The organism is Streptosporangium sp. G12 (assembly GCF_052983175.1).
Genome location: NZ_JBRIQO010000027.1, coordinates 25,382 through 49,325, shown reverse-complemented (window position 1 = coordinate 49,325; position 23,944 = coordinate 25,382). Strand labels below are relative to the sequence as shown.

General features: G+C 73.0%; 18 protein-coding genes. 6 read left to right on the top strand and 12 right to left on the bottom strand.

The window, feature by feature from the left end; all coding sequences use genetic code 11:
- Positions 1-129: 129 nt before the first annotated feature.
- From ACVCAG_RS34885 to ACVCAG_RS34875, 3 genes are all read left to right on the top strand, one after another.
- Positions 130-1,536 carry an extracellular solute-binding protein gene (locus ACVCAG_RS34885; RefSeq protein WP_440085806.1) on the top strand — a complete coding sequence of 469 codons (1,407 nt, stop codon included), beginning with the start codon at positions 130-132 and terminating at the stop codon, positions 1,534-1,536.
- Between the two features lie 259 nt (positions 1,537-1,795).
- A complete protein-coding gene (locus ACVCAG_RS34880; protein WP_440085807.1) occupies positions 1,796-2,761 on the top strand; it encodes an ABC transporter permease subunit in 966 nt (321 codons plus the stop codon).
- A complete protein-coding gene (locus ACVCAG_RS34875) occupies positions 2,758-3,582 on the top strand; it encodes an ABC transporter permease subunit (protein ID WP_440085808.1) in 825 nt (274 codons plus the stop codon). The genes ACVCAG_RS34880 and ACVCAG_RS34875 overlap by 4 nt, the downstream gene beginning before the upstream one ends.
- A 9-nt stretch (positions 3,583-3,591) precedes the next feature.
- Here ACVCAG_RS34875 and ACVCAG_RS34870 read toward each other — a convergent pair whose 3' ends face one another.
- From ACVCAG_RS34870 to ACVCAG_RS34840, 7 genes are all read right to left on the bottom strand, one after another.
- Positions 3,592-4,533, bottom strand: a complete 942-nt coding sequence (locus ACVCAG_RS34870) for a UbiA prenyltransferase family protein (RefSeq protein WP_440085810.1) — start codon at positions 4,531-4,533, stop codon at positions 3,592-3,594.
- Entirely contained in the window at positions 4,530-5,894 is a 1,365-nt protein-coding gene (locus ACVCAG_RS34865) for a cytochrome P450 (protein WP_440085811.1), read from the bottom strand. Before ACVCAG_RS34865 ends, ACVCAG_RS34870 begins: the two co-directional genes overlap by 4 nt.
- 151 nt (positions 5,895-6,045) lie before the next feature.
- Positions 6,046-7,656: a prenyltransferase/squalene oxidase repeat-containing protein gene (locus ACVCAG_RS34860; protein WP_447191134.1), complete on the bottom strand. Its 1,611-nt coding sequence runs from the start codon at positions 7,654-7,656 to the stop codon at positions 6,046-6,048.
- A complete protein-coding gene (gene ispG, locus ACVCAG_RS34855; RefSeq protein ID WP_440085845.1) occupies positions 7,653-8,837 on the bottom strand; it encodes a flavodoxin-dependent (E)-4-hydroxy-3-methylbut-2-enyl-diphosphate synthase in 1,185 nt (394 codons plus the stop codon). Before ispG ends, ACVCAG_RS34860 begins: the two co-directional genes overlap by 4 nt.
- 20 nt (positions 8,838-8,857) lie before the next feature.
- A complete protein-coding gene (gene dxs / locus ACVCAG_RS34850; RefSeq protein ID WP_447191133.1) occupies positions 8,858-11,029 on the bottom strand; it encodes a 1-deoxy-D-xylulose-5-phosphate synthase in 2,172 nt (723 codons plus the stop codon).
- Positions 11,026-12,027 carry a 4-hydroxy-3-methylbut-2-enyl diphosphate reductase gene (gene ispH / locus ACVCAG_RS34845; RefSeq protein WP_440085814.1) on the bottom strand — a complete coding sequence of 334 codons (1,002 nt, stop codon included), beginning with the start codon at positions 12,025-12,027 and terminating at the stop codon, positions 11,026-11,028. Before ispH ends, dxs begins: the two co-directional genes overlap by 4 nt.
- A 51-nt stretch (positions 12,028-12,078) precedes the next feature.
- Positions 12,079-13,122, bottom strand: coding sequence for a polyprenyl synthetase family protein (locus ACVCAG_RS34840; protein ID WP_440085815.1), 1,044 nt, complete (start codon positions 13,120-13,122; stop codon positions 12,079-12,081).
- 339 nt (positions 13,123-13,461) lie between these two features.
- Between ACVCAG_RS34840 and ACVCAG_RS34835 the strand changes: the two genes are divergently transcribed.
- Both ACVCAG_RS34835 and ACVCAG_RS34830 read left to right on the top strand, forming a co-directional pair.
- Positions 13,462-14,799, top strand: coding sequence for a hypothetical protein (locus tag ACVCAG_RS34835; protein WP_447191132.1), 1,338 nt, complete (start codon positions 13,462-13,464; stop codon positions 14,797-14,799).
- Between the two features lie 242 nt (positions 14,800-15,041).
- Positions 15,042-16,442, top strand: coding sequence for a hypothetical protein (locus ACVCAG_RS34830; RefSeq protein ID WP_447191131.1), 1,401 nt, complete (start codon positions 15,042-15,044; stop codon positions 16,440-16,442).
- Between the two features lie 119 nt (positions 16,443-16,561).
- Here the strand turns inward: ACVCAG_RS34830 and ACVCAG_RS34825 are convergent, their stop codons facing one another.
- Positions 16,562-17,506, bottom strand: coding sequence for an ornithine cyclodeaminase family protein (locus tag ACVCAG_RS34825; RefSeq protein ID WP_440085818.1), 945 nt, complete (start codon positions 17,504-17,506; stop codon positions 16,562-16,564).
- Between the two features lie 551 nt (positions 17,507-18,057).
- On the opposite strand from ACVCAG_RS34825, the gene ACVCAG_RS34820 reads away from it, so the two are divergent.
- A complete protein-coding gene (locus ACVCAG_RS34820; protein ID WP_440085819.1) occupies positions 18,058-18,771 on the top strand; it encodes a LuxR C-terminal-related transcriptional regulator in 714 nt (237 codons plus the stop codon).
- A 56-nt stretch (positions 18,772-18,827) separates the two neighbouring features.
- Here the strand turns inward: ACVCAG_RS34820 and pabB are convergent, their stop codons facing one another.
- The 4 genes from pabB to ACVCAG_RS34800 are packed head-to-tail and all read right to left on the bottom strand — an operon-like array spanning position 18,828 to position 23,867.
- A complete protein-coding gene (gene pabB, locus ACVCAG_RS34815; protein ID WP_447191130.1) occupies positions 18,828-20,903 on the bottom strand; it encodes an aminodeoxychorismate synthase component I in 2,076 nt (691 codons plus the stop codon).
- Positions 20,904-20,909: 6 nt separating this feature from the next.
- The gene (locus ACVCAG_RS34810) at positions 20,910-22,553 is read right to left on the bottom strand and encodes an AMP-binding protein (RefSeq protein WP_440085821.1); all 1,644 of its coding nucleotides are present in this window, start codon (positions 22,551-22,553) and stop codon (positions 20,910-20,912) included.
- A complete protein-coding gene (locus tag ACVCAG_RS34805; protein WP_440085822.1) occupies positions 22,543-23,160 on the bottom strand; it encodes a hypothetical protein in 618 nt (205 codons plus the stop codon). The genes ACVCAG_RS34810 and ACVCAG_RS34805 overlap by 11 nt, the downstream gene beginning before the upstream one ends.
- Positions 23,139-23,867 carry a Phenylacetic acid catabolic protein gene (locus ACVCAG_RS34800; RefSeq protein ID WP_440085823.1) on the bottom strand — a complete coding sequence of 243 codons (729 nt, stop codon included), beginning with the start codon at positions 23,865-23,867 and terminating at the stop codon, positions 23,139-23,141. Before ACVCAG_RS34800 ends, ACVCAG_RS34805 begins: the two co-directional genes overlap by 22 nt.
- Between the last annotated feature and the right edge of the window lie 77 nt (positions 23,868-23,944).

The window sequence follows — 23,944 nt, the reverse complement described above, 5'->3', positions numbered from 1 at the left end:
GATGCCAACCGGCCCACACCGATCACCTGACCGCGCCCGCCGGGTGCCGGAGCCCGCCAGACGCGGGAGCACCGGACCGTCATGTGCGGACCGTGCCGCACGCACCGCAGCAGTGGGGAAGGAAGCGACATGAAGGCAGGCAAGCGGGTTCTCGCCGCCGGTCTGGCGCTCGCGGTGGGTCTCACCGCGGCCGCCTGCGCGGGCGGGGGGCAGAGCGGTGGCCAGAGTGGTGACCAGGGCGGCGGGCAGGCGGCCGCCGGCCAGACGCTGAAGATGTGGACGTTCAAGCGGACCCACGCCGACGCCCTGGCCAAGGCCGCCGAGCAGTTCAAGACCGAGACGGGCATCGCCGTCACCATCGAGGCGATCACCCCCGACGACGTGTTCGTCAGCAAGGTGCAGAGCTCCGCGCAGACCGGCGACCTGCCGGACGTGCTGGAGATGCACGCGGGCGGCGAGGACCTTGAGATGGGCTCCTCGGGCCTCCTGGTCGACCTGACCGCCGACGTCTCCGACACCTGGAAGCAGCGGCTTCTGCCGACCACCCGCGAGGCCGGGCTGATGACCCAGAAGAGGATCGACCTCGCGGCCAACGACTCGCCGTTCAAGCAGGTCAAGGCGGGCACCCTGTTCAGCGTGCCGTTCACGGCCGGCGCGTTCGGCATCGTCTACGCCAACAAGGAGAAGCTGAAGGCCGCCGGACTCGACCCGGACACGCCGCCGAAGACGTGGGAGGACTTCCTCGCCGCGCTCAAGGCGACCACGGACGAGGACCCCAAGCAGGGCGGCCTCTCCCTGGGGCTGAAGGTCACCCAGACCGGCTTCAACTGGGCCTACCAGCCGCTGGCCCACTCCTACCTGGGCAAGGAGAGGTTCCAGGCGCTGTTCGCCAAGGGCACCACGCAGGGCTTCGGCTCGCCCGACGGGATCAAGACGCTGGAGCTGTACGGCAAGCTCACCCCGTACTGGATGCCCGGGACGACGTCGCTCGGCATCGACGAGGCGGACGTCGCCTTCGCGCAGGGCAAGTCCGCCTTCAACATCGGCGGCACCTTCACCCTGGCGTTCCTCGCGCAGAACGGGATGACCCCCGACAAGGTGCTCGCCTTCCCGATCCCGCCGTCCTCGGAAGGGCTCAACAAGGAGATCGTGATGGCGCCCCTGGCGCTCACCTCCCTCGGCGTCACCGCCACCAGCAAGAACCGGGAGGCGGCGGTCAAGTGGCTGGACTTCGTGACCTCGCCCAAGGGAGCGGGCATCGTCGCCAAGACCTCGCTCGACCTGCCGGCGACCGACCTCGGCACGGAGGCCGAGACCCTGCTCGGGCCCGACCTCGCGTCGCTGCAGAAGTACTTCACCGGCGCCCCGGAGGCCACCTACGAGGCCGGCGACACCACCTTCTTCCCCTCCGACTACGACCAGGTCAAGCCCGGGAACCTGATGGTCAGGCTGACGCCGCTCAAGGAGGTCACCCCGCAGCAGGCAGGGCCGGAGATGGACAAGATCATGGGCTCCATGTGGAAGTCCACCAATTGACGTCCTCCCCGGCTCGAAAGCCGAGGATTCCAGCACCCGGTCTTCCAGCCAGGTCTGTCGGTTCGCGGTTCAGCGGCCCGGGCAACCCCGAAGCCTCCCCGCGCAGACACGGCACGCCCTGCCGCGTTTGGAGAAACATGTCCCACTTGGCTATCGCGGAACGTCCCGACCCTACCGAGCCGCGCCCACGCGATGAGAGGAAAAACGGGAAGCTCTCCGTTCCCGCACTGAAGAACAGGGCATTCGCCCTGGATGTCTGGTGAGCACCCTCATTGAGGATCGTGCCGGGCGGCTCCCCGTGGAGTCGCCCGGCCGCGGGCGCGCCCGGAGCCGCTGGGGGCGGTGGCTGACCGGGTGGGCCTTCGTCCTGCCCGCGGTGGCGCTGTTCCTGCTGATGGGCGTCTACACGATCGGCACCGGCTTCGCGCTGAGCTTCGCCAAGTGGAACGGGTTCACCCCCGAGTGGAAGTGGGTCGGCCTCCAGAACTACCTCGACCTGCTGTACGCCGACCCGGCGCTCGCCCCCGAGCTGCGCCGGGCGGCCTGGAACACCTTCCAGGTCATGGTGGCCGTCCCGGCGCTCACGGTGGCCGTCTCGCTCCCGCTCGCGGTCGCGCTGAACTCCGTCCGGCGGCTGCGCGGGGTGCTCCGCTCGGTGTACTTCCTGCCCTACGTCACCACCGGCATCGCGGTCTACTACGCCTGGCGCTACGTGCTGGAGCCCGACGGGGCGATCAACGTGCTCCTGCGGTCGGCCGGCCTGGGCGGCCTGTCGCAGCCGCAGGGCTTCCTCGGCAATCCGGACACCGCGCTTCCCACGCTGATCCTGGTGCTGGTCTGGTCGAGCGTTCCCGTCGCCACCCTGCTCTACCTCAGCGGGCTGCAGGCCATCGACCCCAACGTGATCGAGGCGGCCCAGATCGACGGGGCCGCGCCGCGCCAGGTGATGCGCCGGATCGTCTGGCCGCTGCTGACGCCCCTCACCGCGGCCATCGTGCTGCTCGGCGTGCGGGACGCGCTGCACGGCTTCCAGATCTTCCTGATCGTCACGAACGGCGGGCCCGGCGGGCACACCGACGTGCTCGGCCTGCAGGTCTACCGGCTCTCGTTCATGAAGGGCCTCGCCCAGACCCTGGGGATGGCCAGCGCGCTGGGCTGGCTGCTCTTCGCCGGTGCCCTGCTGCTGACCCTGGTCAACGCGCGGCTGCTCAGGAGGATCCGATGATCGGGTCGCGCATCGTGCGGACCGTCGCCCGCACCGCCCTGGTGGCGTACGCGCTCATCAGTTTGTACCCGTTCCTGTGGATGCTGTCGGGAGCCTTCAAGACCAGGGAGGAGATCCTGCGGGGCGGCAACCTCATCCCCGCGAACCCCACCCTGGACACCCTGGTGGACACGTGGAGCCGCCTGAACTTCTTCGACTACTTCCTCAACAGCCTCCAGGTCACCGCGATGACCGTCGCCGGCGTGCTGGTGGTCTACAGCCTCGCCTCCTACGCCTTCGCGGTGCTGGACTTCCCCGGCAGGAAGGTGCTGTTCTGGTTCTTCGTCTCGCTGCTGTTCGTGCCGGGCATCACGGTGCTGCTCCCCGTGGTGATCCTGGAGAAGAACCTCGGCATCCTGGGCTCGCACCTGGGCCTGGTCCTGCCGTTCGTCAACGGCACCGCCCCGCTGACGGTGCTGCTGCTCACCAACGGCTTCAGCGGGATACCCAAGGAGCTGCGCGAGGCCGCCCGCGCGGACGGGGCGCGGGAGTTCCGGATCTTCTGGTCGGTCTACCTGCCGCTCGCCCGTCCCACCCTCATCACGGTCGCCGTGCTGACCGCGGTGCCGACCTGGAACGAGTACGTCCTCACGCGGGTGTCCCTCAACGACCCCTCCCTCTACACCCTGCCGCTCGGCCTGGAGACCCTGCTGTCGGGCGACGTGCCGCACTACAACGAGGTGATGGCCGCGTCGCTGATCATCGTCATCCCGGTCATCGCGCTCTTCCTCCTTCTGCAGCGCTACTTCGTCAACGGGCTCGTGGGCGCGGTCAAGGGGTGAGGGAGGTGCTCATCGGGCGACGACGAGGATGACGGGGATCACCACCAGCAGCAGGTCGGCCGCGAGGACCAGCGACAGGCTGCGCCTTCGCATCGACGTCTCGTTGGGAAGGTTCTCGTCGGAGATGCCACGCAGCAGGCCCAGCTTGTCGACGAGGAAGGCGCCGCAGGCGGCGACGCCCAGCAGCGCCCAGGCGGGTCCGTAGAGCCAGAGCAGTCCCCAGCCGATCAGTGCCAGCGCCGTCGCCGTACCCGCGCAGGCCACCAGCAGCGCGACGCGGGCGCCGTGCCGCACGGCCGGCGGGCGGTCGCCCGCGATGGCGTCCCCGGTCCGGTCGGGGATCGACCACCACAGCGAGCGCCCGAAGAGCAGCACCGCCAGACCGGCGAACACCAGCCAGACCGGCACCGGGATGTCCGGGCGGATCGCCGAGTACGTCGACACGCAGGGCAGCAGGGCGAAGGTCAGGCCGAAGTAGGCCGGGTTGGCGTAGCCCCTGCTCTTCAACCGGACGGGCTCGAGGTTGTAGAGCAGGTGCAGGACGATCGCCAGCGCCACGCCGATCACCACGGCGGGGCGGGCGAGCCACACCGAGACCGCCGCCGACAGCCCCAGCGCGAGGGCCATCTCCGCGGCGGCCCACCGGAAGGCGGCGCGCGGGCCGAGCAGTCGCGTCGCGTCGGCGATGCCGCCCTTGCCCTCCGTGCTGGTGTCCGCGCGGACGTCCAGCGCCGCGTTCAGCGGGTTCTGCGAGATGATGCCGAGCAGGTTGGCCAGCAGCGTGACCAGCACCGGAACGGCGAGCAGCTGCCCGGGGGAGGTCATCGCGAAGCAGGCGCCCCACAGCACGTGGCAGGCGTACACGGCGGGGAAGGGATATTCGAGCCGGTGGATGCGGAGCGCCGCCCGTCCCCGGGTCATCGGCCGGACCGGCGTGGTCGTCCCGGTCATGCCCGCACCTCGCCCTCACCGGCCGGTGGCGCGGGGCGCGGCCGTCCCGCCCGCATGGGGCAGCCGCCGACCGCCATCCTGAGCGGTCCCGGTCCCATGGCGGGCCCGCGCAGGTGCGGCACGGCGGCTTCGGGATTGAGGCAGCGCAGGTCGTGCCGGCGCAGCACCGCCGCGACGACCATCCGCATCTCCAGCATGGCCAGGTTCGCGCCGAGGCAGCGGCGGGTCCCGCCGCCGAAGGGAAGGTACTCCTGGGCGTGCCGGGGGGCGCCCAGGAACCGCCCGGGGTCGAAGCGCCCCGGATCCGGGTAGATCTCGGGGCTGCGGTGGGCGAGGGCGATGCACGGCGTGAGGCGGGTGCCCGCGGGCTCGGGCCGGTCGAGCAGCCGCCAGTCCGAGGTGAGCATCCGGTTGCCGGCGACCGTGGCGGGAGGGGAGATCCGCAGCGCCTCCTGGCACACCGCGTTCAGCAGGGGCACGGCCTCGGTGGTGGAGCCGTCGTCGGTCGTCGCCTCCAGCTCCGCCAGCACGTCGTGGCGGACGCGCTCGTCGCGGTGCAGCCAGAACAGGGTCCAGGCGATCGCGGACGCGGTCGTCTCGTGGCCCGCGAACAGCAGGGAGATCAGCTGGTCGGAGAGTTCCTCGTCGCCCATCGGGCCGAGGGGTTCCTCCCCCGAGGTCAGCAGGCCGGCGATCGTCGGCGGTTCGCCGGTCCTTTCCGCGGCCTTCCCACCGGGCTCGCGCCCCTGCCGGGATCCCCCGGCCCGCGAGGCCCGCAGGAGGTCGCCGACGATCTCGGCCCTGTCCCGCTGGAAGGTCCGCCACGGCGAGGGCAGGGGGCCGAGGCCGCGCAGGTGCCGGTAGGCCAGGGTGCGGGCCCGTGATCCGAGCGTGTACTCCACCCACTTCGTGAACGGGCCGAGCGTCTCGTCCTCGGCGTGGCCGAGGACGATCCTGCCGATGATCCGGAGGGTCAGCGCGCGGGTCCACTCGGGCAGGGAGAACGTCGTGCCCGGGGCCAGCGAGCCGAGGGCGGCGTCGGTCGCCTCGGCGATGACGCCGCGGTAGGCGGCCAGCCGGCGCCCGCGCAGCGCCGTGCCGACCACCTTGCGGTACGCCGCGTGCCGCTGCCCGTTGGCGAACAGCATGGAGTGCTCCCCGACCAGCGGTCCCAGCGTGTCGCTGCCCTCCAGGACCATCCGCTGCTCGGAGCGGAAGATCTCCCCGACCGCCTCCGGGTTCCATACCAGCAGCTGCCGGTCCGGTGCCGGGCTGAGCTCGACCATGCCGGTGCGGTCCGCGGCGTGGGCGTCCAGGAACGACCGGGTGCGCAGGGCGAAACGGTACTTGTTCAGGCTCACGGCGCCACCTCCGGACCGGCCGGCGAGGTGCCGGGACCGCCGATCCCGGCGGGGCCCGTCGCCGTTCCCCGAAGGGCCGCCGCGGGGCTCACCGCCGTTTTCCGGCAAGTCGTTCTCCGGGAAGCCGTTCTCCGGGAAACGGGCACGGCGCTCATCGCCACTCCCCGGGGAAGCGGGTGCGGGCCAGGGCCCGCGCGGCCATCGCCTCGGCCCGCACGACCGCGACGGGGGCGTAGAGGTCCTTGTCGTGCCACAGGGGCGGGTGCTCCCGGTGGTCGCCGCGCCCGGCCAGAAAGGCGTCGCCGCGCAGCACCGCGCGGCTCACCGCGTCGTCGTGGCGCGAGGCCCTCAGCAGGGTCTGCATGGCGTACGCCGTCTCCTCGCACGTCCCGGACCACAGCCCCCACGACCCGTCGGGCCGCTGGGTGTCGAGCACCCATCCCACGGCCGCGCGCAGCGCCGGGGCGCACATGGCGTCGCCGTGCCGCGCGAGTGCCGAGACGCAGCACACGGTGGCGTAGTAGGGGGAGGCGTGCCACTTGTCGATCCAGCTGCCGTCGGGACGTTGCTCCCCGCACAGCCAGTGGGAGATCTTGGTGATCGCCTGCCGGATGCGGGCCTGTTTCGGTGGGGTGGCGCCGTCGCCGGCCTGGTCTCCGAAGGCCGTCAGGATGTGGGCGTTGGTGCTGGTGGAGGGGGTGCGCTCGCCCGCGAAGCAGCGGAAGTAGGTGTCGCTCTCGTAGGTCCACAGGCATTCGGTGGAGCGCGGGCGGCCGATGAGCCTCAGGGCGTGGAGCACCCCGGCGGTGTCGTCGGAGTCGGGGGGCAGCCCCGCGCCCGCGGGCGCCCCGAGGTCGCCGAGGACGGCCTCCAGGCTGTCGCCCAGCTCGGGCGGCGGCGTCAGGGAGGGGAAGGCCTCGGCCAGCGCCGCGAGCACCCAGGCCCGCTCGAAGACGTCGATCGGCGTCACGCCGGGGACGGGGCCGCCGTGCCTGGCCTGCACGGCGCGCAGGTAGAGGACCGCGGAACGCCGGTCCGAGACCGGCTCGCCGTCGTCCTTGGATCCCAGCCAGGCCGCGGTGGCGGCCGGTGAGCACCCCACGGCCCCGCCGACGACCCGCACCTGCGAGGCCCGGACGGCGGCCGGTCCCAGCGCCTCCAGCGAGTGCCAGACCTTCGCGGGCAGCGCCTCGCCCCGCTCGGCGACATGGCGCAGCAGATCGAGGGGCGCCGAGCTCCACCCGTCGGGCGTGACCAGGCGGCCCGATCCCCGCCAGGCGTCCAGCCCGGTGAGGGGATGTTCCGCCGGCGCGTCCAGATGCCGGTTGACCTCGCCGACCAGCCAGGGGATGAGGAACTCCGCGCCGATGGTGTCGGGCAGGGCGCTCTCCCCGGCCCCGGGGCCGAGCCGGGCGAACAGCGCGTCCAGGCCGCGCCGCGTCGCGGTCACGACGCCGCCGTCGAGCCGGGCGGGCGGCCCGCCGGGCGGATCCGCGCCCATCACGGTGAGCAGGGCCTCCACCGCGCTGAGGGTGGGGACGAGCACGTACGCGCCGGGCCCTCCCCAGGTTCCGTCCGGGTTCTGGCCACGGACGAGGAACTCGATCCGCTGCCGGTGGCCCGCCAGCCACGGCGCCGAGGCCACCAGCCGGGCGGTCTCGTAGACCGACGCGGTGACCTGGCCCATCGGATCCATGGCCGTCTCGGCGAGCAGGGCGCGAGGGGCGGCGTCGACGGTGGGTATCGTGCCGGTGGTGCTCATCCGTTCCTCCCGGGGGTGGTGTGCTCCGGGCCGTCGCCCGTCTCGTCCTGTCCGGCCTCCTCGGCCAGGCGCATCGCCTCCTCCAGGAGGGCCTCCACGATCCGCGACTCGGGGACGGTGGCGACGACGGCGCCGCGTACGAAGATCTGGCCCTTGCCGTTGCCGCTCGCCACGCCGAGGTCGGCCTCACGGGCCTCGCCGGGGCCGTTGACCACGCAGCCCATGACGGCCACCCGCAGGGGGAGGGGGAAGCCGTCGAAGGCGGCGGCGACCCGTTCGGTGAGCCGGTACACGTCGACCTGGGCGCGGCCGCAGGACGGGCAGGAGACGATCTCCAGCCGCCGGGGCCGCAGGCCGAGGGACTGCAGGATCTGGATCCCCGCCTTGACCTCTTCCACCGGAGGGGCCGACAGGGAGACGCGGACGGTGTCCCCGATGCCCTCGGCGAGCAGGACGCCGAAGGCGACGGCGGACTTGACGGTGCCCTGGAGGGCGGGACCCGCCTCGGTGACGCCGAGGTGCAGCGGATAGTCGCAGGAAGCGGCCAGCAGCCGGTACGCGGCGACCATCGTGAGCGGGTCGTGGTGCTTGACAGAGATCTTGATGTCGCCGAAGCCGTGCTCCTCGAACAGCGAGCACTCCCACAGGGCGGACTCGACGAGCGCCTCGGGGGTGGCCCTGCCGTACTTGGCCAGCAGCCGCCCGTCGAGCGACCCGGCGTTCACCCCGATCCTGATCGGGATGCCCGCATCGGAGGCGGCGCGGGCGATCTCACGGACCTTGTCGTCGAACGCCCTGATGTTGCCGGGGTTGACCCGCACCGCGGCGCATCCCGCGTCGATGGCGCTGAAGACGTACTTGGGCTGGAAGTGGATGTCGGCGACCACCGGGATGGTGGACTGCCTGGCGATGGCCGGCAGCGCGTCGGCGTCGTCCTGGGAGGGGACGGCGACGCGGACGATCTGGCAGCCCGCGGCGGTCAGCTCGGCGATCTGCTGGAGCGTCGCGCCGACGTCGGCGGTGACGGTGGTGGTCATCGACTGCACCGACACCGGGGCGTCCCCGCCCACCTCGACGTCGCCCACCCGCAGGCGGCGGGTGGCCCGGCGCGGCGCCAGGACGGCGGGCTCCGCCGGGGCGGGCGCCGGCGGAGCCTCGGCGGGGGCGCCGACGCCGGGCATGCCCACGAGTACGGGAGCGCTCATCGGCGGCCTCCGATCGGCTGTGACCTCCGCTGGGACTTCGGCTTCGACGCAGGCTGTGACGCGGGCTGTGGCATGGCCTGTGGCATGGCCTGTGACCTTGACGGTGACTTCGGCTGGGAGGCCGCGCCGTCACCGCCGCCCACCACGCCCGGCCCGGCGGCGGCGGGGCGGGTGGGGGCGTGGACGGCGCGGAGCACCGAGGCGGTGATGGAGCCGTGGTCCAGGCCGGCGGCGGCCAGCAGGTGGGCGCGGTCGCCGTGCCCGATGAACTCCCTCGGCAGGCCGAGGGCGCGGACCGGCGTGTCCAGGTCGGCGTCGGCGCACGCGGTGGCGACCGCCGCGCCGACGCCGCCGGTGCGCAGGCCGTCCTCGACGGTGACCACGAGGTCGTGCGAGGCGGCCAGCTCCACCAGCGCCGGATGGACCGGGTCCACCCACCGCGGGTCCACGACGGTGGCGCCGACGCCGTGGTGGCGCAGCTGCGCGGCGGCCGCCACGCACGGGCCCGCCAGCGAGCCGACGGCCACGAGCAGCACGCGGTCGCCGTTCTCCGCCAGCACGTCGATCCCGCCGGCCCCGCCGAGCCGCCGCAGCGCCACGATGTCGGGGCCGACACTGGCCTTCGGATAGCGGATCGCGGTCGGCCCGCCGTCGAAGCCGACGGCCTCGTGGAGCGCCTCGCGCAACCGGGTCGCGTCGCGGGGCGCGGCGATCCGCAGCCCCGGGATCATCCCGAGCAGCACCAGGTCCCACATGCCGTGGTGGCTCGGCCCGTCGGGGCCGGTTATCCCCGCCCGGTCCAGGACCAGCGTGACGGGCAGCCGGTGCAGGGCGACGTCCATCAGCGCCTGGTCGAAGGCCCGGTTGCAGAAGGTCGCGTACATCGCCACGACGGGGTGCATGCCGTTCATGGCGAGCCCGGCGGCGCAGGTGACCGCGTGCTGCTCGGCGATGCCGACGTCCACGAAGCGGTCGGGGAACCTGGCCGCGAACGCCGCCAGCCCGGTCGGGCCGGGCATCGCCGCCGTGATCGCGATCACGGCCGGTCGCTCGGCGCCTATCGCGGTGATCTCCTTGGCGAACACCGACGTCCACGAGGGCGGCGTCGCGGCGGCCGTGGCCGGCGGGCGGCCGGTGGCCGGGTCCAGCACCCCGATGCCGTGCATCCGGTCGGCCTCGTCGTCCTCCGCGGGACCGTACCCCTTCCCCTTGACCGTGACCGCGTGCACCACCACGGGACGGCCCAGGGCGCGGGCCCGCAGCAGTGCTCCCTCCAGGGCCTCGATGTCGTGGCCGTCGACGGGGCCGAGGTAGGAGAATCCCAGGGCCTCGAAGACGTTGGTCCCGGCCGGCCGCGGGGCGTCCCGGTCCTCCCCGATGTCCCCGGTCTCCCCGGTGTCCCCGGCCTTCCGGGGGGTACGGCGGGATTCCTCGCCGCCGCGCGACTCCGGGTCCGGGAGGCCGGGGCGGGAGCGGCGCAGGGCGGCGAGGTGGGCGGCGAGCCCGCCGACGGTCCTGGCGTAGGAGCGGCCGTTGTCGTTGATCACGACGATGACCGGCAGCCCCGGCGCGGCGCCCAGGTTGTTGACCGCCTCGAGCGCGAGCCCTCCGGTCAGCGCGCCGTCCCCGATCACCGCCACCACGTGCCGGTCGGCGCGGCCGCTGAGCCGGACGGCCTTCGCCAGCCCGTCGGCGTAGGACAGGGCGGTCGAGGCGTGCGAGTTCTCGACGACGTCGTGGACCGACTCGGCCCGGCTCGGATACCCCGACAGGCCCTCCGGCTGGCGCAGCCCGTCGAAGTCGTCCCGGCGGCCGGTGAGGATCTTGTGAACGTAGGCCTGGTGGCCGGTGTCGAACACGATCGTGTCCTGGGGGGAGGCGAAGACCCGGTGCAGCGCGATGCTCAGCTCCACCGCCCCCAGGTTGGAGCCCAGGTGGCCGCCCGTCGCGCTGACCTTGTCCACCAGGAAACGGCGGATCTCACCGGCCAGCGCGGGCAGCCGGGCGGACGGCAGGCGCCGCAGGTCACCGGGATCCTCGATCCGTTCCAGCAGGCCGTCCACGGCCGCCGTGCCACCGGGAGCGGCACCGGCCCGCGGGGGCACGGGGGGGTCGGGGACGGTGACCGCGGCGGCGTGGAAGCCGGTTGCGGCGGTGTCAGCGCTCATGGCGTGCGTACTTCCTTCGGAGCGGCGAAACGGACGGTCTCGATGGTGTGGCGGTGCTCGGTGACCTGGATCGGCCCCAGCTCGCGCAGGAAGGCGACGACCTCCTCCACCAGGTGGTGCGGGGCCGAGGCGCCCGCGCTCACGCCGATGGCGCGGGCGTCGCGGAGCCATTCGGGCCTGATGTCGCCGACGTCGTCGATCAGGTGCGCCGCGACGCCCCGGCGGCGGGCGAGTTCGACCAGCCGCACCGAGTTCGAGGAGTTGGCGGAGCCGATGACGAGTACCAGGTCGGCGCCGGCGGCGACCTCGGAGACCGCCCGCTGCCTGTTGGTCGTGGCGTAGCAGATGTCGTCGCTGCCCGGTCCGGACAGCGCGGGGAAGCGGGCGCGTAGCGCCTCGACCACCTCGTCGGTCTCGTCGACGGCCAGGGTGGTCTGGGTCAGGTAGGACACCCGGCCGGGGTCCTCGACCTCCAGCGCGGCGGCCTCGGCCGGGGTCTGGACCAGCACGGTCCGCTCCGGCGCCTCGCCCATGGTGCCCTCCACCTCCTCGTGCCCGGCGTGCCCGATCAGCACGACGGTGTCGCCGCGGGCGGCGAAGCGGCGCGCCTCGACGTGCACCTTGGTGACCAGCGGGCAGGTCGCGTCGATCACCCGCAGCCCCCTGGCGGCGGCCTGCTCCCGTACGGCCGGTGAGACGCCGTGGGCGGAGAACACCACCGTCGCCCCCGGCGGGACCTCGTCGAGTTCCTCGACGAAGACCGCGCCGCGCCGCCGCAGGTCGTCGACCACGTGGACGTTGTGCACGATCTGCTTGCGCACGTAGACAGGGGCGCCTCGGTCGGCCAGCACACGTTCCACGGTCTCGATCGCCCGCTCGACACCCGCGCACAGCGACCGGGGGGAGGCCAGCAGCACCTTTCGCGCCTCCTCGCCGCCGGGTTCGCCCGCCGGTGAGGGCGGGCCCGCGGACAGGTCGCCTGTGGTCCGTGTCGTCATCGAATACCTCCAGCGTGGAGAACCCGGGTCCGAGCCCGGGAGATGGGCGCGTCAGTGGTCCCGCTGAGTGATCATGTGGGCCAGGAGGCGAAGGTCCTCGGCCGGGCCGGGGGCGGGGCCGGCCTCGCGCAGGCAGTCCAGCGCGGCACCGAGGTTGGCCTCGGCCTCCCGCCGGGCCCAGGCGCGGGCGCCGGCGGCCTCGACCAGGTCGGCGGCGCGGGCCAGGTCCCGCTCGTCCAGTTCGCTGTCGCGGTGGTAGAGCGAGGCCAGCCGCTCGCCCGCGGCGGTGCCCGACGTGAGGGCGGCGACCACCGGCAGGGACTTCTTGCGGTTGGCCAGGTCGGAGAAGACGGGCTTGCCGGTGACCTCGGGATCTCCCCAGATCCCCAGGAGGTCGTCCGCCAGCTGGAAGGCCAGGCCGAGGTGGCGCCCGAACTGCCCGAACAGCCGGGCGCGGGCGTGATCGGCGCCGCCGGCCAGCGCGCCGAGCTCGCAGGCGCAGCCCAGCAGCGCCCCGGTCTTGCCCATCGCCATCTGAACGCACTGGGAAAGGGTGACGTCGGTCCGCGTCTCGAACGCCAGGTCGGCGCTCTGCCCCGAGCACAGCCGCAGCAGCGAGCCGGTCATCACCCGCAGGCCGGGGCTGGTGGCGAGCAGGTCCAGGGAGAGCGCCAGCAGTACGTCCCCGACCAGGATGGCCTCGCCGGTCCCGAAGACGGTCCACGCGGCCGGCCGGTGCCTTCGGGTGAGGTCGCCGTCCATGATGTCGTCGTGCAGCAGCGAGAAGTCGTGGACCAGCTCCACCGCGACCGCCGCGGGGATCGCCATCTCGGAGACCCGCGGGTTCTCGCCGCCGATGGCCCACGCCGACGCGAGCACCAGCGCCGGCCTGACCGACTTGCCGCCGCTGTCGCAGGGGCGGCCGTCGGCGTCCCACCAGCCCACGTGGTAGCCGGCGACGTGGCGGATCTCCTGCGGCAGCCGGTCCACCGCGGCACGGTGGGCCGGCTCGACCAGCTCCCGTGCGGCGGTCAGGACCCGGCCCGCCGATCGCGCGGTGCCGGCGAGGGAGCCGAGCACCGGTGCTGTCGTCACCACACTTCACCTCTCTTCCGGTTCTCCTTGGTGCCGGGCGGCCGCGAAAGGGGTCGCGCCGCCGTGCGCCGGGAAGAAAGCGGTCCGCTTCCCCCACTTCCAGTACGACCGCCGCCGCCATATCCCGGAACCCCCTGGCGCCGGGCGATCGGTTTCATTTGCGGAAGGTGTTTCATGGAGCCGTCCGTGACACGATCACCGCCTTCGTGATAAAGGCGAGGACCGCCGATAGGTGAAATTTAAATTTGAAAAAACAGGGGAAGGAGGAATATCGCCGACGAGTCCGGTGAGAGAAAACGGATGGGCACAGGACACCGACCCAACGTCCGATTACGGGCGTTGCTGACAGAGGCCCGGTGGACCGGGCAGCAGCTGGCCGACGAGGTCAACGGGCTCGGCGCCGAGGCGGGAGTGGCGCTGCGCTACGGGCGGGCGGCGGTCGCCCACTGGCTGGCGGGCATGCGCCCGCGCCCGCCCGTGCCGCATCTGGTGGCCGAGGCGCTGTCGCGCCGTCTCGGACGCCCGCTGGAGGTCGCCGCGGTCGGCCTGGCGGACCCGGGCCGGGCCCCCCGCGACGCCCCGGGGGCCGCGGGAGAGGACTGGCGGAACGAGGATCCCGTGGCCCGGCTGGTGGAGCTGCACACCGGGTTGTGCCTGGGCAGGCGGCGGATGCTGGAGGACTGCGTCTACAGCCTGGCCGCGCTGTCCGTGCCCGGCTGGGCCGAAGCCGCCGCGGCGGCGGCCACCGCGGGCTCGGGCCGCAGGCGGGCGCCGGAGGTGGGAACACCGCAGGTGGAGGCGGCGGAGGCGATGGCCCAGGTGTTCTCGCAGACGGACACGGCCTTCGGCGGCGGACAGGCGCGGCGGGCGCTGTCGGGATACCTCGCCGTGGACGTCGTGCCGTGGCTGCGGGCCCGGATGAGCCCCGGGACGCGCCGCAGGATGCTGTCGGTCGCCACCGAACTGACGTACCTGTGCGGCTTCATGTGCTTCGATGAACAACTCCACGGGGTCGCCCAGAGCTACTACCGGGCGGCGCTGAAACTCGCCGCCGAGAACGGCGACGCGGCCGGGTACGCGGTCACCCTGCGGGCGCTGTCGGTGCAGGCCCACACCCTGGGACACCACGGCCAGGCTCTCGACCTGGCCGAGGCGGCCCTGACCAGCGCCCCCGCGGCGATCGAGCCGGGCACCCACGCCTTCCTGCGGGGACAGGCCGCCGTCGCCGCGGCGGCGGCGGAGGGCGGCCGGCGCGCCGCCCTCCGCCACCTCCGGGCGGCCGAGCACCACCTCGACCGCGCCGTCGCCACGACGGGCGCCCCCGCCGACACGGTGGGCGCCTACCACCAGGCGTCCCTCGCCCACCAGCACGCCGCGGTGCTGACCGCGCTGGACGACAGGCCCGCCGCCGCCGAGGCCCTGGCCGCCTCCATACGGCACCGGCCGGCCACCGAGCGCCGCGCCCGCGCGCTCACCTCCGCGACCCTGGCCGCGCTGCACCTCGACCAGGGGCACCTGGAACAGGCCGCGCTCACCTGGCACGCCTTCCTCGACGACTATCCCCACCTTCGCAGCGGGCGGACCCGCGCCGCCCTGTCCACGCTCAAGGCGCGGCTGCGCCCCTACCAGCGCAACGCCCTCGCCAGGGCGGTGCTGCAGCGGGCCATGGCCATTTGAGAGAACCATCCGACGGGCCGGGCCCGGCTCGCGGTGACGAAGGGATGTCCGCCGGATCGGCGGCCCTAATCACCTATAAAGTATTGTCATAAAAAAGGTGCGGCCGGCGATTGCCCCGATATTTTCGTGTGCCGGGCCGTGTATCCATTTGCGGGCAGGGAAACGAGATCTGGCGGGTCTCGGAAACCCGCTCCGAATCCGCCGCCGTGGGATCGGTTTCCTTGACGATCGGGGACGAAGATATGAACAGGAGTAAGATCCAGGAGCGTTTCGCCTGCCAGGGCGTCGCCGGCGGGGAAGTGGTCATCGCTCCCGTCTTCGACCATCCCGACAGGGGATCCGTCGAGTGTCCCGCCGCGCCGGTCCTGGGGGCGGCACTCACCCGCAGGGGGCTGCGCGTGCGCTACGCGCCGCTGACCGCCCGTCCGGAGACCCGCCAGGGCGGCCGGCGGGACATCTTTCCGGACATCCTTGCGGGCACTGACCCGGAGCCCCGTTCGGGCACCCGGCGGGACGGCCCGCGGTACGCGCCGGTGACCGGGCGGGCCGACGACACCTTCCCCGGCGGCCACCTGTTCGCCGTCTCCTGTATCGACCGTCACGGCCGCGCCACCGGGCTCGCGGCCGCCGCCCACCCCGATGACCGCGCCGCGGTGGAGGCGGCCGGTCAGGAGATACGGCGATGGGGTGACGTCATGCGCAGCCGCCGCGTGCTGCTGGCCGGCACCCGGCCGGTCTGCCCCGGCGCCCGAGGTGCCCTGGAGACCGCCCTGGGCGTCACCCGGGGCGGGGGCGGGCCCGTGTTCGCCTACGGTCCCGTCACCGACGTCCCCCACCACGCGGGGGAACTGGCCCGCGCGGGCGTCGGTACGGTCACCGGCCTCGACACGCTCCCCGAGCACGCCGTCGTCGTCCTCCCCGCCCACGGTGTGCCGCGGGCCTTGCGGGCCGAGGCCGCGGCCAGGGGGCTGGCCGTCGTCGACGCCACCTGCCCCCTGGTGTCCGCCGCCCACGCCGAGGTGGCGCGGTTCACCGAGCGCGGTGACCTCACCGTCGTGATCGGCAGGCCCGGGGACGCCGTCGTCCCGGGCATCCTCGGCCAGGCCCCGGAGACGACCGTTCTGGTGGAGACGGCGGCCGACGTGGCGCGGCTGCGGCCCGCCGACCCCATGGCGGTCTCCTACCTCATCCAGCCCGGCATCCCCGTCGAGCGCGCCCGCCCCGTCGTCGCGGCCCTGCGCGCCCGTTTCCCCGGCCTGCGCGGCCCCGACCCCGACGACTTCTGCTACCACGCCTCCGACCGGGCGACCGCCGTCGCCGCCGTCGCCGCCGCCGGGGACCTCCTGCTGGTCGCCGCGGGACCCGACTGTCCCGACGCCCGTCACGTCATCGGGCTCGCCGGTGACTCCGGCGTCCTCTCGCGGGTCGTCACCGGCGTCGCCGACCTCTGCCCGAACCTGCTGCGGGAGGCCGGTACCGTCGCCCTCACCGGCGCGAGGTCCGCTCCCCCCGGGCTGGTGGACGAGATCCTCACGGTCCTGTCAGGCCTCGGCCCCCTGAACGTCGTCGACCGCCGGGTCACCAGCGAGGTCGTCACCGGCGAGGTCGTCACCGGCGGGGAGCGGGAGCGCGAGACGGTGTGACCCCGGCGCGGGGCGGGCCGGAGGGCGTGGGGCGGACACGGGAGGGGATCCCCGCCCGGGGCGGGGTGACGCGGGCGCGCGGCCGGACGGCACCTCGGGCGCGCGAGAGGCCGGCGTCCTCAACGCCACAGGTCGATCACCTGCCCCAGCTCGCGCGCCGTGGCCTTCTGGGCGAGGTGGTGGCCGAGCGCGATGTCGGTGACGGCGAGCCCGCTGTTGTACGCGAAGATCCGCTCGCCGGCGTCGAGCCGCGCCCCGGCGGATCCGGCGAGCACCTCGGGTAGTTCGACGTCCACCGGGCGGAGCCTGCCACGCGCGTCGGCGAGGTCGGTGCCGGTGACCGCCATCCGGGCGGCGCTGGTGGCGAGCACCCGGTCGGCCCGGTGCAGGGTCGAGGAGGCCAGCCCGTACCCGACCAGCACGCACAGCGCCCCAGGCCGCAGCCAGCCGGCCTCGATCGCCGCGGGGGTCTTGGGCCCGGCGGCGGCGAGCACCACGTCGGCCTCGCCGGCCGCGGCCCGCAGATCCTCGACGATCTCCACCTCCTCGCCGGGCACGGCCTCCCGCACCGCGCGCAGCCCGTCGGGGTGGGTGCCGTAGACCATGAGCCGTTCCAGGCCGGGCATGGTGGCCATCAGGTAGGGCAGGGCCTGCCGCCCCTGGACGCCCGTACCGATCACCAGGGCGCTGCGGCTGCCGGGGGCGGCGCACTCGCGGGCGATGAGCGCGGACACCGCCGGGGCCCGCATGGTCCCGATCCTGGCGCAGTCCATCAGCGCGACGGGGAGCCCGCTCTCGTCGTCGTACAGCGACAGGGTCGTGTACTGGCGCTCGCGCCGCGGGTAGAACCGGTAGGAGGTCTCGAAGGCGACGACCTCGCGAGTGCCGTCGCGCCCCACGAGGGTGTGGCCCACCGAGTGCCCGTCGGGTGGCCTGGCCGTCAGCCTGCTCGGATTGACCGACAGCCCGGAGGCCAGGGCCCGGTACGACTCCTCCACGACCGAGACCACCTCGGAGGGGACGAGCTCGATTCTGGCCAGGTCGCTCCGGGTCAGGATTCTCACGTGGTTCGCCGCCTCCGCGTCACGGTGATCATCAGGGCTGTGCGGTTCCGGAGTCCGGTTCCGACGGTAGACCAGGAAATCTGATTAGGCAAGGGTAACCTAAGTTGTGAAACATGACGCGCCGAAATGGCCCCGTGATCTGCGAAGACGCACATAAACGGACATTTCCGACGTTGAAGAAATGGGGAAAGCGAGGTAGTCAGGTAATAGGGGATCCGCGCGATCCGAGCGGTCTGAGTAATTTGCGGAGCGGCAGGAAAGCGATAAACGGTCCGGTGGAAGGAGCCGGCGGGGAGCCGGTACGGAGGCGGCCCCCGGGGGCGGCACCGAAGGCGCGGGCACGTTGCCCGCGGGCGATCGCGAGTCACCTGACCGGCCGCGACCGGGAGGGGGTCCGCTCGGCGGCCGGCCGGAAATTCCTCCGTCAGGATGGCTGTGGATCTTCTATAACGAACTTTCTTGAAATACAGGTGGATACCCCGTTTTTCGGGGTATTGGAGCCCTCTTGAAGTAGTGGAACTGTGGTTGTCCGACGCGATGGCGGGATGAACATGAGCTCACAACGACTCGATCCTTTAGGCCGGGCCGTTCTGGTCGCCATGGGCAGTGAGGTGCTCCGCTGCGGGCTGTGCACCATGCTCGCGACCGTTGACACGGTGGAGAGAACGTACGAGGCGGGCGACCTCGACCGCGCTCTCGAGCTGCTGCAGTCAGAGAGGCCGGACGTCCTGCTGCTCGCCCCGTCCGGCAAGGCGCACGCGACCGAGAAGCTGGCCACGGTCGCGGCCGAGCACGACGCGCACGTCCTGCTGGTCCTGCGCGGCGTGTGCGACGCCTCGCTCGCGGAGGCCGCGGCCCTGCCGGTCGACGGCCTGCTGCTGGAGACGGATCTGACCCACACCTCGCTCAGGAGTGCCCTGTCGGACCTCGGCAGCGGCCTCATGCCGATGCCCGGCCCGCTGGCCCGGCGGCTCCTGTCCCGCATCCGCGACGAGGAGGACCTCGAGGGGACGCCCGTCCCCGACGACGATCCCTGCCCGGAGAGCGACCCCGTCGACTCGCCGCTGAGCTCGCGCGAACAGCAGGCCCTCGCCCTGATGGCGGAGGGGCTCAGCAACAAGCAGATCGCCCGCCGCCTCGGCATCTCCGAGCACGGGGCCAAGCGGCACGTCGCCAACATCCTCGCCAAGCTCAACTGCTCCAACCGGACGCTCGCCACCGCGGTGGCGCTCAACCGCGGGCTGCTCCCCGAACCCGGCCGTTAGACGCCGTTAGACGCCGTTGGACCGAGCCGGGCCGCCGGCTCGGTCTCGGGGCCGTCTCAGGCGAGACGTCGGGGGGCGGGCGCGCCGGACAGCCCGCCGAGGCCCCGCAGCGGGGCGCGGGCCTTGAGCAGCATCTCCTCGTACTCCTCGACCGGGTCGGAGTCGAGGACGATCGCCCCGCCCGCGCCGACCGTCAGCCCGCCCGGCCTGGCGACCGCGGTCCGGATCACGATGTTGAGGTCCGCGGTGCCGCTGAGACCGAAGAATCCGATCGTGCCGGAGTAGACGCCGCGCGCGCGGCCCTCGAGCCTGTCGATGATCTCCATCGTGCGCAGCTTGGGCGCGCCGGTCATCGACCCGCCGGGAAAGCAACTGCGCGCGGCCCGCACGGCGCTCACACCGTCCTGCAGGTGCCCGCGGACGGTGGAGACGAGCTGGTGGACGGTGGCGTAGGACTCCACGGCCATGAAGCGCGGCACGTCGATCGTGCCGACGTCGCAGATCCGGCCGAGGTCGTTGCGGAGCAGATCGACGATCATGAGGTTCTCCGCGCGGGTCTTGCCGGACGACGCGAGCTCCCTCCTCAGCTCGTCGTCGTGGCGCGGCTCGGGGTCGCGCGGCGCGGTGCCCTTGATCGGTTTGGACTCCGCGATCCCGTCCCTGCCGACCTTGAGGAAGCGCTCGGGGGAGGAGCACAGGACGTGGTCCTCCTCCAGCCGCAGATAGGCCGCGTACGGCGCCGGGTTCAGCCGCCGCTGGCGCAGGTAGAGATCCTCGGCCGACCCGTGGAAGGGGATCTCGACGGTGTTGGTGAGGCAGATCTCGTAACTCTCCCCGGCGCGCAGCAGCCGCAGGCACTCCTCGATGTCGGCCAGGTAGCGCTCGCGGGGCCGCACCAGCCAGGGCTCGGGATTGAACTCCTCCCCCTCCACCTCCACCACCGGGACGTCACGCCCGGAGACCATCCCCCGGCACGCCGCGGCCGTCTCCTCGACCCAGCGCCTGGCCTGCTTGCGGCTGCCGGAGCCGCCGTCGGTGAGCGCCACCGCCCACGTCTGGCGCGTCTCGTGGTCGATCGCGACGAACCGCGTCGCCGACATCCAGACCGCGTCGGGCATCGACGACAGGTGTTCGGCCCGCGCCCCGCACTCGCGCTTGAGCTCGTAGCCGAAGTAGCCGACGTAGCCGCCGTCCAGGTCGAAAGGGAGCGCCGGGTCCGGTTCCATCGCGCGGGCGGCCACCCGCTCGTCGAGCAGGTCGAAGATCGGGACATGGATCGCCATGCCCGCACCCGAGGCGTCCTGGATCCGCACGCTGCCCGCGCCGGGACGGCAGGAGAGCACCTCACCGTGCGGGCCGCCCGCGTCGCCGAGGAAGGAGAAACGCGCCCCGCCGGGCTCGACGCGGCTGCTGTCCAGCCAGTAGGCGTACCGCTGGGAACGGAAGAGGCCGGTGAACACCGCCTCGGCGTCGGCGGCGCCGTCGATCCGCTCCGTCTCCAGCGACCACGAGGGGACGTGCGCGACGGGCGGCACCGCACCGGGCACCGGCCCCGCCGCCAGGGCGAGGTCGCGGAAGTTGCGCAGCAGCGCGGGGCCGTGCTCGGTGGAGATCGACTCGGGATGGAACTGCACACCCCACCACGGCATCGTGCGGTGCCGCAGGCCCATCACGACCGAGTCGCCCGTCCACGCCGTGATCTCCAGCTCGTCGGGTGGCGGGGTGGCCACGCAGAGCGAGTGGTAGCGGACCGCATGGAAGTTCTGCGGCAGACCACGGAAGAGGTCCCGCCCGCAGTGCCGGATCCGCTCGACGTGCCCGTGGATCGGCGCGGGCGCCGGCACCACGTCGGCGCCGGACAGCCAGCCCAGCGCCTGGTGTCCCAGGCACACGCCCAGTACGGGCAGGCCGGAGGCGCGGATGAGGTCGAGGGAGACACCGACGTCCCGCTCCACCTGGGGCCGGCCGGGACCGGGGGAGATGATCAGCGCGTCGAACCGGTGCAGGGGCAGGTCGTGCCAGGCCTCGTCGTCATTGCTCATCACGACCGGTTCCACGCCGTAGGTCTCCGCGACCAGCTGGAACAGGTTGTAGGTGTAGGAGTCGTAGTTGTCGACGAGCAGCGTGCGCACCAGCGATCACCAGTCCCCGTCGCGGACGGCGAAGCGGCGCAGCTTGCCGGTGTGCGTCCGCGGCAGGGTCTGGCACAGCTTCACGCTACGCGGGACCTTGAACGGTGCCAGCCGCCCGCGGGCCAGCTCGATCAGCTCCTTCTCGATTCGCGCCGGATTCTGGCCGGGCGTGGCGGGCACCACGAACGCCCGCAGCTTGCGCGCTCCGCGCTCGTCGGCGATGACGGCGACGGCCACCTCGGCCACGGCCGGGTGCTCCGACAGGACCTTCTCGACCTCGACCGGCGACATCGTGATGCCACCCACCATCTCCATGTCGTCACAGCGGCCGCGGTGGACGTAGGCGCCGCCGGGCAGGCGCTCGACGCGGTCGCCGGTGCGCAGCCACCCGTCCACCAGGGCGTACGCCGTCTGGTCGGGCTGGTTGAGGTACTCCAGGAGCAGCGACTCGCCCCGCACCCAGAGCTCTCCCTCGGTGGCCGGTTCCCCACGCTCGTCACGCACCTGCAGCTCGTAGCCGGGCAGGGCGCGGCCGATCGTGCCCGGCTCGTCACGGGCCAGGGTGCTGGAGCAGAAGGCGTGGCCGGCCTCGGTCGAACCCAGCTGGTCGAGGACGGGAGCCCCGAGCAGTTCCCGGGTACGGGCGCCCAGGGTCTCGTTGAGCGTCTCGCCCGCCGACACGGCGACCCGCACGGAGGAGAAGGCGGCCGGCTCGCACTCGGCGACGAGGTTGGCGTAGGCGGAGGGCACCGCGTACAGCACGGTGACGCCGTGGCGGGCGACCGCCTCGGCGATCAGCGCCGGGGTCGGCCGGTCCGCGAGCAGGACGGCGGACGAGCCGGAGAACAGCGGGAACACCAGCGTGTTGCCCAGGCCGTAGGCGAAGAACATCTTCGAGACCGACAGGGTCACGTCGTCCTCGCGGATGCCGACCACGCCCTCGCCGGCCGCGCGGTGGTAGAGCGCGAGGTCGCCGTGGCGGTGCAGCGCGCCCTTGGGCCGCCCGGTCGTGCCCGAGGTGTACTGCGCGTAGAGGGGGGCCGAGGCGCCGACCTGGGCGACGGGCCCCGGCGGGACGCGGCCGGCCAGGCAGAGCAACTGCTCGCCGGTCAGGTGCGGTACGCCGTCGAAGCGGGGTGCGATCTCCCGGGTGGCGACCACGAGCCTGGCGTCGCAGTCGGCGAGGACGAAGGCGTGGTCGGCCTCCGTCAGCTCGGGGTTGACGGGCACCGCCGTGACGCCGAGCCGGGCGGCTCCGAGGAAGGCCGCGACCCACGCGACGCAGTCCTCGAGCGCGATCATGATGCGCTCGCCCGGCCGCACGCCCAGGTCGACCAGGACCATCGTGACCCGCGCCGCCAGGTCGTGCACCTCCCCGTGGGTCCAGACGCGGTCGCCCTCGTAGAAGGCGGGCGCCGCGTTCCAGCCGCGGTCTCCGGCGAGGCGGGCGAGCTCGCCGGCGACGTTCCCCGTCCCCGGGTTCTCCGTGCCGGGTGAGGGGGCGGGGGCCTGGCCCACGCCGGTGATCGGGAGCGCTCCGGCGCCGCCGGTCCTGGGAATCCGTGCTCTCTGAGCCGGGACGCCGGGCGCCACCGGCGCGGGAGGCGCCGTGGTGGTTCCTTGGCGCGTGCCGAAAGAGTCATCGGGCATGCGGTTCACCTCCGTCGGCCGCGTAGGGGGAGATCAGGAAGGCGCCGTCCACGGGGCCGATGGGCCACCAGCCGGAGGCCAGCAGCTCGGCGAGCCCGGACAGCGGATCGTCTTCGTCTTCGTCTTTGTCTTTGTCATCGTCTTCGTCGTGGCCTGGGCCGTCGCCGTTCGCGGCGGGGGCGCCGCCGGGGTCCGCGAGCGCGTCCGCGACGACCGTGCCGATCAGCCACAGCAGGGCGCCGGACACGGCGCGCGCGTCGGGGTCGGTCTGGTCGGCGGGGTCGAGGCGGGGCGTCGCGACGAGCATGGCCACATGCTCGGCCGTGTCCAGCTGCTTCTCGCGGCCGGTCGCCACGAGCCGCTCGCGGGCCGCGCCGCGCCGCCGGTCGAGCGCCTCCAGCCAGCCGGGGTCGACCCGGTCCATCGCCGCGGCCGCGACGGCCGGGTCGCGCACGACGGTGAGAGAGGGACTCGGGGCGCGCCGCCGAGCTGGGGCCCGGCCGGCGGCGCAGATGCCGCGCAGGAGACGCTCCACCCTGTCGCCGCCGGGCCCCAGCTCGGCGGCCAGCCCCTCGGGCGGTTCGGTCAGCTCGAAGTGCCGTACCATCGCACATCCACTTCCGGGTAGTCGAGACCGAGGTCGGACTCGAAGAGCTCCCGCGTGCGCCGGACGAACTCCGCGCGGCACTCGTCGTTGGTCATCCGCTTGATGGCCAGGCGGCGAAACACCTCGTTGTTCTTCGAGTCGCTGCGGCCGAAGAACGGCATCGTCATCGCGAGCAGCTCGTGCCCGGCCCGCCGCACCTTGTCGCGCTGGGCGGGGTCGGCCACCAGCCGGCGCGCGCTCGTCGCGCCGAACCCCACGTGGAAGCGCTCCTCGGGCATCAACGACCGGCAGAGCTTACGCAGGGGCAGGTAGGAGCAGTCGCAGAGGTCCTCCATCAGCACGACCTCGGCGAGGTCGACGATCGCCTTGGTCATCACGTACTCGGTCCAGCTCCGCACCTCGTACTCGAATATCGAAAGAGGTCCCCTGGCATTCGCGTCCTCAAGGCCGAGTTCGGCGGCGAGTTTGTTGAATTTTAAATGGTGGCCGTATTCCTCCATCGCCATTCTGCAGGCCAGCCACTTATCGCGTGGAGTGGGCGCGAGCGCGATGGAGGGCTCGTCGAAGACGGCCGCCCCGACGGCCTCGTTGCGGACGTGACTGTTGAGGATTTTGCCCACCGCCGTGACGTACTCGTCTCCGAGCGCGCGGGCCTCCTCCGGCCCCGTTATCACACGGTCCGGCGAAACCTCCAGTGTGCTGGCCACTTGCGGTCTCCTCTCCCATGGACCCTGCCGACGCTAGGTCGGGTCACAGGGGGCGGCAAGTAGCCGATCGGGCACCT